We start from the raw sequence: 13,204 nt of genomic DNA, 5'->3' as shown, positions 1-13,204 counted from the left end.
TGAATCTTGGTTAAAATACTTGAAGACTGTCTGTAATGGACGGTCTTTTTTTATGGGTTAGTATGAATGTGCACAGGTGAATGTGTTCGGGAGATTTTGTATAGAAGATTTTGTAAGGGTGATTTGCAAATCACCCCTTACATAACCACCCTAATAAACTTGAACATAAACAACCTTCTTCGTCTCAAAAAACTCCTCTTCAAAATATTCAGGAATATCGAAATACTCATGAAAAGTCTGAACTGTGCTCATTTCCTCAGTCAGATCACCTCCTTTAAGATAAAGAATTCCATTTGGAAGAGCGTTGTTGTGCTTTTTATTTATTTTCTTTCTCACCCATGAAATGAAAACAGGCATTTTAGTAACCGCTCTACTCACGATAAAATCATACTTGTCCTTAACTTCTTCAGCTCTCTTATGACTAAAGTGAACATTTTTTAATTCCAAAGCTTCTACAACTGCCTCTACAACCTTAATTTTCTTTCCAATTGAATCTACCAAATGGAATTTACATTCAGGAAACATTATAGCCAAAGGAATCCCTGGGAATCCACCTCCTGTACCAACATCAAGAATTTTGGTTCCTGGATTAAAACGGATAGCCTTCGCAATCGCTAAAGAATGTAAAACATGTCGCTCATAAAATTGATCCATGTCTTTTCTGCTAATCACATTGATTTGCTGATTCCATTCCTCATAAAGTGGACCTAATCGCTCAAATTTAGAGATTTGATCTTCTGTTAATTTCGGGAAGTATTTTTTAATCATTTCCATAATGCAAAAATAGTATAATCCAGCATTCTTGTTAATTCAAACATCAATTAAATATCCGTAATCTACTGCGTTTAGAAAATAAACTTTTAAAAGATGTTTTTTCAATTCTTGAATCATATTGAATTCTAATTGCATTGGTGCGGACGATTTGCAAATCGTCCCTACATTGCAACTTCGATTAATATTTTCCCAAAACACGAATTTTTGATTTCTTCAATCCTTGAATCCTCCAATATTTGAATCTTTAAATCATATTGAATCCTAATTGCAGTGGTGCGGACGATTTGCAACTTCGATTAATATTTTCCCGAAACATGAATCTTTGATTTCTTGAATCCTTGAATCCTCCAATATTTGAATCTTTGAATTCTTAAATCTTTCAGCTAAATTTCTGAATTAGAAAGTTCTCTATCAAGGCACGCATAATTTATAAATCCAAGGCGTTGACTCTTGTCAACAACTGCTTTATAAACTTTGTGTAACGCAAATAGTGGACTTTATAAACAGAAATCATATAGTGTCACGCGTCTTTTTCATAACATTCGCCAAAAACTCCCTGGCCCTAAACAATTGAGCCTTCACAGTCCCCAACGGCAAGTCTAATTCCTCAGCAATTTCATCATAAGACAATTCTTCAAAATACCTTTTTATGATAAGTTCTTTGTAGCGTGGTTTTAAACGATCCACAATATCGCGCATCGCCTTTACTTTCTGTTGTTTTATAAAGGTTTCCTCTGGATCTAAGAATCCGCCATCAACTTGCATGCCTACAGATTCACCATTTTCATTGGTGTACATGTGATCAATTGAAGTTAAAGAGATTCTTTTCTTACGAATATGATCAATGCAGTTGTTGGAAGCTATTTTGAATAACCAAGTACTAAATGCATAATTTGGAACATATTGTTCAATGCGATTGAAGGCTTTTCCGAATGCTTCAATGGTAAGATCTTCTGCATCATCAGTGTTTTTAATCATCTTTAAAAGCATGAAATAAACAGGCTCACGATAACGGGTCATCAATTCCGCAAAAGCAGCTTGATCACCTATTTTTGCGCGATTTACAATAATTAAATCCTTCTGACCTTTTTCTGATAAGTTGTTTCCTACTTCCATTTTGTCCCTGTTGTTTTTTCAGAGGTATAATATAATATTGGAGTAAAAAGCACATAAATTATGTCCCACAACAGAATCGTCCAAACAAATGAAGGTTGTTCTAGTTTTTTCATAGCCAAACCGAAAATAATCCACTTAGAAATGAACACTAGGGCAACAACTCCCAATGAAATCCATGTCATACCACCAATAGCTATCAAAGTAACTAAAGTTATCGCTAGTAAAATCAGTGTTAACGGATATATTCCTAACAATAGTTTCTTGAAAAGTGAGTAGCGACTAGATGTGCCGTAGTGTCTAGATTTTTGGATAAATAATTTTGACCACGTATCTTTCCCATCTGAATAGCAAAAACTAAGTGGAGACAATGAAATACTGTAGTTTCTCTTTCTAGCAACTTCTTGAATAAATAAATCATCATCTCCTGATGAAATTGAGTAATGAGATTTAAAGCCACTATTTTTTAAGAAAAGCTCTTTTGAATAGGCTAAATTTCGACCAACTCCCATGTAAGGAATGCCTGCTTTTGCATAAGACAAGTAATTCAAAGCAATCATTGAAGTGTCCAAACGAATAAATCGATTGAGTAATCCTGGCGCTGAATTATGAGGGCCATATCCTAAAACGATTTCTTTTTTTTCTGTAAATTGACCTGCCATGGATTTTAGCCAAAGTTTAGTGGATGGTTTACAATCCGCATCTGTGAGCAATAAATGATCATACTTCGCCCCTTTAATACCTAACGTTAATGGAAGTTTTTTCCCCATTGCGAGGTGATGATTGCGCTCAAGATGGATAACTCTTAAGTGTGAATATTTATTTTCAAATGCTTTTAGAATGTAAGCTGTGTTATCAATAGATTGATGATTCACGACAATTACTTCAAATTTATCATATTCTTGCTCTAGAATAAATGGAAGTAGTTCAAAAAGATTGTCCTCTTCATTTCTTGCAGAAATTACAATGCTCACGGGAGGTAGTTTCTCTATATTGGCAGCTTTTTCTCGGTGAAAAGCGATCCTGCTGTAAAAGAAAAATATCCAAAAAAGCTGAATAAAAGCCATTGCCCATAGTACAATAGATACAATGCTTTGTAGAAGATCAGAAAAATCAGGAATAGAATCCATTTTTTATAGTTTTATGCAAATATGGCACACTTGTTTAAATACCGTTATCTTTGTGCTTTTATTTTTCAACATTTTTATGCACTTCGAATTATTACATCAAGATAAAAACTCTCAGGCAAGAGCTGGGAAGTTGGTTACAGACCATGGCGAGATTGAAACTCCGATCTTTATGCCTGTGGGAACAGTAGGTTCTGTAAAAGGAATTCACCAACACGAAATCGAAAACGAAATAAAAGCCCAAATCATTTTGGGAAATACATATCATTTATTTCTTCGCCCTGGAACAGAAGTTTTAGAAGCAGCGGGTGGATTGCACAAATTCATGAACTATAATCGTCCAATTTTGACGGATAGTGGAGGTTATCAAGTGTATTCAATGTCTGGTTCTCGTAAAATTACTGAAGAAGGAGTGAAGTTCCAATCACATGTAGATGGTTCTTATCACTTTTTTACGCCAGAACGAGCAATCGATATTCAGCGTTCAATTGGGGCTGATATCATAATGGCTTTTGATGAATGTACACCTTATCCATGCGATTACCAATATGCGAAACGTTCAATGAAAATGACGCACCGTTGGTTGGATAGATGTTTTACACAGATGAATAACACAGAACCAAAATATGGTTATGAACAAGCTTTATTTCCAATTGTTCAAGGAAGTGTTTATACGGATTTAAGACAAGAATCGGCGAAGTATATCGCGGATACAGATTCTTTAGGAAATGCAATTGGTGGACTTTCTGTTGGAGAGCCTGCTGAGGAATTGTATGCTATGACAGAGGTTGTAACAGCAATTCTGCCAAAAGAAAAACCACGCTATTTGATGGGAGTTGGCACACCAATTAATTTATTAGAGTGTATTGCACTCGGAATAGATATGTTTGATTGTGTAATGCCTACACGTAACGCCCGACACGGAATGTTGTTTACGAGTGAAGGAATTATAAATATTAAAAATAAGAAGTGGGAAAAAGATTTTTCTCCAATAGATCCAAACGGAACTTCTTCTGTTGATACTTTTTATACGAAAGCTTATTTAAGACATCTTGTAAGAACAAAAGAAAGTTTAGGATTACAAATTGCGTCAATTCATAATTTAGCGTTTTATTTGGCGTTGATGAAAGAAGCAAGAACAAGAATCATCGATGGAACATTCACAGAATGGAAAAATAAGATGGTAGTAAAATTAGGACAAAGACTTTAAGTACTTATGCTCAAAATACTCGATCGATATATCATTAAAAAATACTTGGTTACTTTCTTCTTTATGTTGGGAGTGATCATGATTTTGGCAATGGTTTTTGATATAGCCGAGCGTGTAGGGGAATTCATAGAAAAAGATGCTCCGCTGAGTGCAATCTTATTTGATTACTATTTCAATTTTATAATCTACTTTGGAAACCTGTTTTCTCCTTTAATTGTATTCGTGGCTGTAATTTGGTTTACAGCTAAAATGGCCCAAAACAGCGAGATTATTCCAATGTTGAATAGCGGTAGACCGTTTCGTAGAATTTTGAGACCTTATATGATTGGAGCAACAATCTTAATGCTGATTTCATTGGGACTGAATCATATTGTTTTACCAGAATCAAATAAAGTTCGCCTGCAATTTGAAGAAGATTATTACAGAAATGTAAGGACGGTTTTAGATTATTTTGCTGAATTTCCAGGAAAGAAAGTAGTCTATTTTGATTCATATAGATCTGATAAAAGTCGTGCATTAGGTTTTGTCATGGAAAACCGAAATGAGAAAGATGAGTTGGTTTCTATCTTGAAGGCAAATCAAGTTTTTAATCCCGATAGTACAGATGTTTGGCGCTTACATGATTATCATATCAGATACATTGGAAATCCAAATGATAAATTGATTTATCCAGAAAATAGTGGGGATTATTTGGATACCATTCTGCCATTCAAACTAAGCGAAATGGCACAACGAAGCACTGTTGTTCAAACTATGGGCTACACTGAATTGAAGAATTTTATTAAGTTAGAAAGAGAAAAAGGTTCGTCAGATATAGCTTATTATGAAATAGAATTCTACCAAAGAACTTCCTTTCCTTTTGCCACCTACGTACTCACACTAATCGGATTATCTGTTTCCTCAAGGAAATCTAGAGGAGGAATAGGGGTGAACATAGCTGTAGGCTTACTCTTAGCATTTATTTACATTTTCGCAATGAAAGTAACCTCCGTAGCAGCAGAAAATGTTGGCTTCCCAAGTATTGTTGCGGTATGGATTCCTAACATAATATTCGCTGTGTTGGGCTTGATCCTTTATAGATTAGCACCAAAGTAGTTAATTACGAATAAGGGAATTACGAATTACGAATAAAAAAAATGCGCTGTAGTAAAACTACTGCGCATTTTTTTATCCAAGATCCCCGAGTCTATGACTTATGGTCTTGGTTTTGATTCGTAATTATTAACCCGTCAAGCCCGTTAACCATTAATAATTAGCCATTAAACATTAAAACTAACCATTACTCTGCAATTACCTCTGTAACCTCAGGAATGTGTTGTTTCAATATCTGTTCAATCCCACCTTTCAAAGTATTTGTTGACGAAGGACAACCAGAACAAGCACCTTTAAGCACAACAGTAACTACACCTTCTTTAAAGTTTCTGAATTCAATTGCTCCACCATCGCCCTCTACAGCTGGTCTAACATATTGATCCAATAAATCTTTAATCGCATCATCGAATTGAGATGGTGAATAATTTGTTGTATCTATTGTTTTGTCCTCTGCTTCTGGAGCTGGTCTTTCTTCAGGGATTTTAGTCACAACGATTTTTCCATCAGCGATATAATTACGAATGTAATCACGTAATTCTGTGAGAACGTAATCCCACGCTAGCGTATCGTCTTTGGTGATCGAAACGAAATTATTAGCGAAATAAACACCTTTAACAAAAGGAAAAGAGAATAGCTCATCTGCCAATGGAGAAAAACCTTTCGTTTCTTGTTGTGTCTTGAATTCTGCTGTTGCTGAAGGATCAATTAAGTAATTGTTGGCAACGAATTTCATTGTATTTGGATTCGGTGTCATTTCAGCATATATAGTAACCGGTATCTTGGACATATTCTTTGTTTTTGTAATTACAAAGTTAACAAGGAATAAGTGATTAATGTTTATTTCATGGAAAGATTCTATTTTCTGTTTAATTGATAATTTAAGATTCTTTAAAAGAGTAAGCTTAATTTTACAATTTTCAACATTTATAAAGCGCTCTCCCTCGACTCAAACAAGAAAATGAAAAATCTACATTAATTACGTAGATACTTTGATTTTATAGCCAAAGAAAGCTAACCAATTATCTTTCTTTCTTTATTTCTTTATTTCTTTGCTTCTTCTTTGCTTCCTTATCCACCACAGGTGAATTAAACTTTGCGATCTCCGCGAAAACCTTTGTAATCTTTGCGGTAAAAACCCCTCAATTTCCACACCGTAGAAATTAAAATACCCTACATTCAACTCCAAACAATCAAAACCAGCATTCATCAACTTTCTCATCCTCCCCGAATTCATCATTATTTCAATATCCCACTTCTTTTTTCTTTGCTTCCTCATTCCCCCACAGCTAAATTAAACTTTGCGATCTCCGCGAAAACCTCTGTGACCTTTGCGGTAAAAACCCCTCAATTCCTACACAGTAGAAATTAAAACACCCTACATTCAACTCCAAACAATCAAAACCAGCATTCATCAACTTTCCCATCCTCCCCGAATTCATCCTTCATCATTAATCCAATCATCCATATAAGTCTCATTTGTTATTTCCTAGTTATTTGTTTTATTATGAATACTTAAATGTTTATTTTCGTATCGTGAAACAAAAAACGAACATTTTTCTTTTATTTCTCGTAGCGCTTTTTTTCGTGAGCACTACTGGAGTAACAGTCTACAAGCATTATTGTAGTCATGGTGGAATGTTCTATGGCGTTTATGTTGACGTTGCTCATGGTTGCGAACCAGAAGAAACGGAAGAAGCTGTTACAGCTCATGATTGTTGCGCAACATCAGGTGAGTCGGGTTTGAAAGTTGAAGAAGATTGTTGCACAAGTGATGTGCGCATGTATCAAATTGATACAGATCTTGCAACCAATGATGTGAAATTTGAATTCGTAAATAATTTCACATATTCTTTTTCAAATTCAGTTCTTTTTTCAATTCCTGAATTCAAAGAGGTTTCAACTTTAAATAAAGCACCACCTGTCTTATCCACCCTAGAAAGACTCTCCCTTATCCAAATGTATTTGATCTAGAATTTATTGTTCTCCATGTTTTGACCTTTTAATAAAGCGTCAACATGAAATATTCAATAATAAATAGGTCAAATTATATTAGAAATGAAAAACAGTTTAATTTTATTAGTAATTCTATTGAGTGGATTTGCTTACGGACAAAAAGTAAGTATCCAAGGAACAATAAGCAGTTACATAGATGGTAAAAATACCGAACCTTTATTTGGTGCAGAAGTATTTTTGAAAAATGCCAAAGAAGGAGATATTTCCGATGAAAAAGGAAAGTTTTCTATTAAAGCAGGAGCCAATACAGTAGATACTTTGATTATTCGTGCGTCTGGTTATTATTCTGATACTGCGATAATTAATAGTAACGAATCAGTTAATCTCAGAATAACACTTTTTCCAGAATTTGTAACGGAAGAAGTTATTATTAGAGCAAAAAGAGATAATTCAAGTGTTCTTCGACTAGATCCTCGTAATGTCGAAAATCTAACGCAAGGTGAATTAAGAAAAGCTGCCTGCTGTAATCTCTCAGAATCTTTTGAAACAAATGCCACAGTTGATGTGAGTCTAGCAGATGGTGTTTCAGGATCTAAAAGGATTCAAATGATGGGATTAAATGGAAGATATACACAACTTCAATTCGAAAACATTCCTTTTATGCATAATCTAGACCAAGCTTTTGGATTAGCATCTGTGCCTGGAACATGGATTTCGTCAATTCAAATTACAAAAGGTGCGGGAACAGTAACCAATGGTTATGAGTCTATGGCGGGATTAATCAATCTAGAATACCATAAACCAGACAATATAGAACGTCTTTTTGTAAATGCATATGGAAGTATTCAAGGTCGTGCAGAGCTGAATCTCCACGGTGGAAAACAAGTGAATGATAAATGGAGTTCTGCTTGGTTTGTTCACGGTGCTTCTGTTAAGGTTGAAAATGATAGAAATAAAGACGGTTTTAGGGATATGCCTCTTGGAGATAATCTCATCTTAATGAACCGTTGGAAATATGCAACTGAACTTTTTAGAGGTCAAATTGGTGCTAAAGTGAGTTACTCAGACCAACAAGGTGGGCAAGTTGGGTATAACCGATATGAAAATCAATCAAGTCAAGGACTTTATGGTGTCGGAATTAGAAACACTAACGTAGAAGTTTTTGGTAAAACAGGTTTCTTGTTTAAAGAAGATTTGTTTAGTTCAATTGGTGTAGTTTATTATATGAAATACAATGAATTAAATACTGTTTTTGGAAACAGATCTTTGGATGCAACCGAAAAAAGAGGATATGTTAATGCAATGCATGAAACGATTCTTGGAAATACAAATCACAAATTGAAATCAGGATTGAGCTTTGTCTATGATGATTTAGTTCAAACTATGGAGGATAATCTTCCAAATGATACAACAATCAGAAATTTCAACAGAACAGAAATAGTTCCAGGCGTTTTTACTGAGTATACTTTCACAGGTTCAAGATCAATTGTCGTTTTAGGAGCAAGAGCAGATTATCATAATCTTTACGATTGGCAGTTTACGCCGCGTGCAAATTATAAATTTGATTTAACAGAACATATGGATATCCGATTAACAGCAGGAAGAGGTTTCCGCGTTTCGAATTATGTAACAGATAATTTATCTTTGATGGCAACAAACCTTCCATGGTATGTTGATAATGATATCGCTCCGGAAGTTTCATGGAATTTTGGTGCTAGCTGGTTGTGGGATTTCAAACTGTTCAATAGAAAAGCAACTTGGACAGCAGATATTTACCATACTTTATTTGAAAATCAATTAGTAGTGGATAGAGATGAATCAAGTGATTATATCAGAATGGGGAATCTAGATGGGGAATCTTTTTCAAATGTTTTCCAAACAGATATTAAATTCGAACCTTTAAAGCATTTCGAAATTAAAGCAGCTTATAAATTCTTAGATGTTCGTGCTACAACAAACGGAGTATTGAGTTCTGTTTTAATGGTACCGACACACCGTGGATTTGTGAATTTCGCTTATGAATCAAGAAATCACAGGTGGTTATATGATTTAACGCTTTCTGTCTTTGGAGCACAACGTTTGCCTGAAGTTATGCGTCCAGATGGGACCTTAACAACAGACAATACGAGTGAAGTTGTTCCAATGTTGTCCGGGCAAATAACGCATAAATTCAAAAAGTTTGAAATCTATTTAGGTGGAGAAAATTTATTGGACTACAGATTAGACAATCCAATTATAGACACAGAAAACCCGTTCAGTGAAAGATTCGACGCCACAAGAGTCTACTCTTCAATTTTCGGTGTAAACGTCTACGCAGGTTTTAGATTCGACATAGGAAAATAATAAAAACCCCGGAGGGGTGATGTAACTCAGTTTATAATCCAACCACAGGATTTATCCCATGGTTTAAAATAAAAAAAATATGAAAAATACAATAATGATAATCGTCGCAGTAATAAGTTTATTAACAAGTTGCGCAACGTCAAAGAGTGGTGAGACATCAAAACCAACAGCATTTATTCAAACCAATGCGCAGTGTGGAGATTGTAAGGAAAGAATAGAAGGTGTTTTAAATTTCGAGACAGGAATCATTTATTCAAATATGGATTTGGATACAAAAATTGTAGAAGTAAAATACAATACCAATAAAACATCATTAGAAACAATTAGAAATACAATTGCAGCAATAGGGTATAATGCTGATGATGTACAAGCGGTTCAGTCAGCACAGTCTGCATTGCCAGGGTGTTGCCAGCCAGGTGGTCATGACTAATGAGTTTTTAAAATAAATGCATTAAATACGTCAGTTGACAGATGGTTTAAATAAGTCGGGGAATTCATTCTTCGTTTAAGGAAATAAAAAGTAATTAACAATCATATTTCAATTGTGGAAAAAAATAGTTTAATATTCGTCGGGTACGAAATAAATAAACTATCTTTGCGCCCGAATTGAATAACTTAAAAGACAGAATAATGTCGGGAATCAAAGGACAAGTTTTACAGGTGATAGGCCCTGTAGTTGACGTAAGCTTCGAAAAAGGTGTCGAGCTACCAAATATTTACGACGCATTGTATGTGCCGAGAGCAGATGGTACTAGAGTCGTTTTAGAAGTGCAGTCTCATGTAGGAGAAAATGCTGTAAGAACTGTATCTATGGATACAACTGACGGATTTAGTCGCGGAATTGAGGTGTTCTCTACTGGAGACTCAATCCAAATGCCAATCGGAGATCAAGTAAAAGGACGTTTATTTAACGTTGTAGGAGATGCTATCGATGGATTGCCAGAAACTGACCGTACGGTTGGGATGTCAATTCACAGAGAAGCGCCACGATTTGAAGATCTTTCAACTTCTTCAGAAGTTTTATTTACAGGTATTAAAGTAATTGACTTAATTGAACCTTACTCTAAAGGTGGGAAAATTGGTCTTTTCGGTGGTGCTGGAGTAGGTAAAACTGTTTTGATCCAAGAGTTGATTAACAATATCGCAAAAGCTTACGAAGGATTATCTGTATTTGCAGGTGTTGGTGAGCGTACGCGTGAAGGAAACGATTTACTTCGTGAGATGTTGGAGTCAGGAATTATTTGCTACGGTGATGATTTCATGAAATCAATGGAAGAAGGAAAATGGGATCTTTCAAAAGTAGACATGAACGTAATGAAGGAGTCAAAAGCTGCTTTCGTTTATGGTCAAATGAATGAGCCTCCAGGAGCACGTGCTCGTGTAGCATTGTCTGGACTTACTTTAGCTGAATACTTCAGAGATGGAGAGGGTGAAGGAGCTGGAAGAGATATTCTTTTCTTCGTCGATAATATATTTAGATTTACACAAGCTGGTTCTGAAGTGTCTGCACTTCTTGGACGTATGCCATCAGCAGTAGGTTACCAACCAACGTTGGCAACCGAGATGGGTGCGATGCAAGAGCGTATTACTTCAACTAAGAACGGTTCGATTACTTCAGTTCAAGCGGTATACGTACCTGCGGATGATTTAACTGACCCGGCTCCAGCAAATACATTTGCTCACTTGGATGCTACAACAGTATTGTCAAGAAAGATTGCAGAACAAGGTATTTATCCAGCGGTTGACCCGTTAGATTCTACTTCTCGTATTCTTTCTGCTGCTATTTTAGGAAATGAGCACTATAACTGTGCACGTAGAGTTCAATCTACTTTGCAACGTTATAAAGAACTTCAAGATATTATTGCGATTCTAGGAATGGATGAACTTTCTGAGGAAGATAAATTAGTTGTACACAGAGCACGTCGTACGCAACGTTTCTTGTCTCAACCATTCCATGTTGCTGAGCAATTTACAGGTTTGAAAGGAGTATTGGTAGATATTCAAGATACAATCAAAGGATTCAATATGATTCTTGATGGTGATCTTGATAAGTATCCAGAGGCAGCTTTCAACTTGAAAGGAGATATTAATGATGTAATTGAAGCAGGTGAGAAAATGCTTGCTGAAGTTTAAAACGATAGATCTATGTGGTTAGAAGTTATTACTCCAGAGAAAAAAATGTTCGAAGGCGAGGTTGATGCTGTTCGTTTCCCAGGAATCGACGGAGCATTCCAAGTTTTAAAAGGACACGCGCCAATTATATCTTCACTTACTGAAGGTAAAATTAAAGTTGACATAGCAAATCATGAAACAGATTTTGATGAGTTTTCAGGTTCTTTTGAACCAGATTCATCTAACTCTCGTGTTATTAGAATGACAATTAATGGCGGAGTAATGGAGATGCAAAATGATAAAATTATCGTACTTGCAGATTAAGCTTAAAATAAATATTGAAAAAGGGAGTTGTATAAAGCAATTCCCTTTTCTTGTTATAACTTGTTAAGGGAATGCTTGCTTTTATTGGTCTCAGAATTAGTTAAAACTGCGCACTTTAGTGTATCTAGCTTTAGCTTCTAAAAACCTTTATATCCAACATTAGATTTTGATGTTAGAAGAAAGACAAAAAGTCTAATATCTAAATATTTCGCTAGATATAGAATTTTATTCTCAAATGAACCTATGGCATTTTTAGTCCCTAGTGGTTCAGTTGAAAACGTGTAACGCTGATCTAGGTTTTAAAAAATTGAAGATTTAAAACAATACGAGGTGTTAAACTACGTTAAGGTTCTTTTGATTTTTGTGTAAAAATCGTTTTTGTTATTGTAAATTCGTCGTCTTGTAAAATATAATGAGTCTATTAACTAAAATAAATCTTGAGAAATGTCCAGAGCATATTGCCGTCATTATGGATGGGAATGGTCGCTGGGCTGAACAACAAGGTGAAGTGCGTTTATTTGGGCATTCTATTGGAGTAGAAGCTGTAAGAGAAGTTTTAAAAGCTTGTGTTGACCTTGGTGTTCGCCACCTTACATTATACGCTTTTTCTACGGAAAATTGGAACCGCCCTCAGGAAGAAGTAGATGGACTGATGAATTTGATGGTGGAAACTATTTCAAATGAAGTTTCAGAGCTAGATGAGAACAATATAAGACTCAGAAGTATTGGTGATAAGTCAAGACTGCCTGATGCTTGTAGAAATGAATTGAACAGCGCAATGGTTGCGACAGAAAAAAACAATTCACTCGATCTTATTTTAGCCTTAAACTATAGCGCACGATGGGAAATTGTCGATGCAGCAAAAAGATTAGCACAGAAAGTTGAAGCAGGAACATTGAAGTCGGAAGACATTGATGAAAAAGCTTTTTCAAATGAAATGTGTATCAATGATATTCCAGATCCTGAATTGTTGATTAGAACTTCAGGAGAATGTAGAATAAGTAATTTTATGCTTTGGCAAATCGCTTACTCTGAATTATATTTTACCGATACCTTATGGCCAGATTTCAAAAGAGAAGATCTCTTTAGGGCTGTTTTAGATTATCAAAATAGAGAAAGACGTTTCGGTCAAGTATCAGAACAATTGAAAAAATAA

12 protein-coding genes are annotated in these 13,204 nt (G+C 35.2%); 8 read left to right on the top strand and 4 right to left on the bottom strand.

The genetic code is table 11. The features are described from left to right. Positions 1–150: 150 nt before the first annotated feature. The 3 genes from rsmG to ERX46_RS06795 form a co-directional block, all read right to left on the bottom strand. Positions 151–774 carry a 16S rRNA (guanine(527)-N(7))-methyltransferase RsmG gene (gene rsmG / locus ERX46_RS06805; RefSeq protein ID WP_130093087.1) on the bottom strand — a complete coding sequence of 208 codons (624 nt, stop codon included), beginning with the start codon at positions 772–774 and terminating at the stop codon, positions 151–153. 510 nt (positions 775–1,284) lie between these two features. Continuing rightward, the gene (locus tag ERX46_RS06800) at positions 1,285–1,890 is read right to left on the bottom strand and encodes an RNA polymerase sigma factor (protein WP_130093086.1); all 606 of its coding nucleotides are present in this window, start codon (positions 1,888–1,890) and stop codon (positions 1,285–1,287) included. Beyond that, complete coding sequence (locus tag ERX46_RS06795; RefSeq protein WP_130093085.1) at positions 1,881–3,017, bottom strand: glycosyltransferase; 1,137 nt, start codon at positions 3,015–3,017, stop codon at positions 1,881–1,883. The genes ERX46_RS06800 and ERX46_RS06795 overlap by 10 nt, the downstream gene beginning before the upstream one ends. Before the next feature lie 76 nt (positions 3,018–3,093). Between ERX46_RS06795 and tgt the strand changes: the two genes are divergently transcribed. Further along, positions 3,094–4,224, top strand: coding sequence for a tRNA guanosine(34) transglycosylase Tgt (gene tgt / locus ERX46_RS06790; RefSeq protein ID WP_130093084.1), 1,131 nt, complete (start codon positions 3,094–3,096; stop codon positions 4,222–4,224). A gap of 6 nt (positions 4,225–4,230) precedes the next feature. Continuing rightward, a complete protein-coding gene (locus ERX46_RS06785; protein WP_130093083.1) occupies positions 4,231–5,319 on the top strand; it encodes an LptF/LptG family permease in 1,089 nt (362 codons plus the stop codon). A gap of 184 nt (positions 5,320–5,503) precedes the next feature. Here the strand turns inward: ERX46_RS06785 and ERX46_RS06780 are convergent, their stop codons facing one another. Next, positions 5,504–6,103 carry a NifU family protein gene (locus tag ERX46_RS06780; protein ID WP_130093082.1) on the bottom strand — a complete coding sequence of 200 codons (600 nt, stop codon included), beginning with the start codon at positions 6,101–6,103 and terminating at the stop codon, positions 5,504–5,506. 746 nt (positions 6,104–6,849) lie between these two features. Here ERX46_RS06780 and ERX46_RS06775 point away from each other — a divergent pair. From ERX46_RS06775 to ERX46_RS06750, 6 genes are all read left to right on the top strand, one after another. Continuing rightward, complete coding sequence (locus ERX46_RS06775; RefSeq protein ID WP_207214129.1) at positions 6,850–7,287, top strand: HYC_CC_PP family protein; 438 nt, start codon at positions 6,850–6,852, stop codon at positions 7,285–7,287. An 84-nt stretch (positions 7,288–7,371) separates the two neighbouring features. Continuing rightward, the gene (locus ERX46_RS06770) at positions 7,372–9,612 is read left to right on the top strand and encodes a TonB-dependent receptor (RefSeq protein ID WP_130093080.1); all 2,241 of its coding nucleotides are present in this window, start codon (positions 7,372–7,374) and stop codon (positions 9,610–9,612) included. Between the two features lie 79 nt (positions 9,613–9,691). Further along, on the top strand, positions 9,692–10,042 hold the full coding sequence (locus ERX46_RS06765; protein WP_130093079.1) for a heavy-metal-associated domain-containing protein: 351 nt from the start codon (positions 9,692–9,694) through the stop codon (positions 10,040–10,042). A 200-nt stretch (positions 10,043–10,242) separates the two neighbouring features. Next, positions 10,243–11,745, top strand: a complete 1,503-nt coding sequence (gene atpD, locus ERX46_RS06760) for a F0F1 ATP synthase subunit beta (RefSeq protein ID WP_130093078.1) — start codon at positions 10,243–10,245, stop codon at positions 11,743–11,745. 12 nt (positions 11,746–11,757) lie between these two features. Further along, a complete protein-coding gene (locus tag ERX46_RS06755; RefSeq protein ID WP_130093077.1) occupies positions 11,758–12,048 on the top strand; it encodes a F0F1 ATP synthase subunit epsilon in 291 nt (96 codons plus the stop codon). A gap of 412 nt (positions 12,049–12,460) precedes the next feature. Further along, entirely contained in the window at positions 12,461–13,204 is a 744-nt protein-coding gene (locus ERX46_RS06750; protein WP_130093076.1) for an isoprenyl transferase, read from the top strand.

This window comes from Brumimicrobium glaciale (assembly GCF_004152935.1).
Lineage (GTDB): Bacteria > Bacteroidota > Bacteroidia > Flavobacteriales_D > Crocinitomicaceae > Brumimicrobium > Brumimicrobium glaciale.
This window is presented reverse-complemented; position numbering and strand designations above follow the sequence as displayed.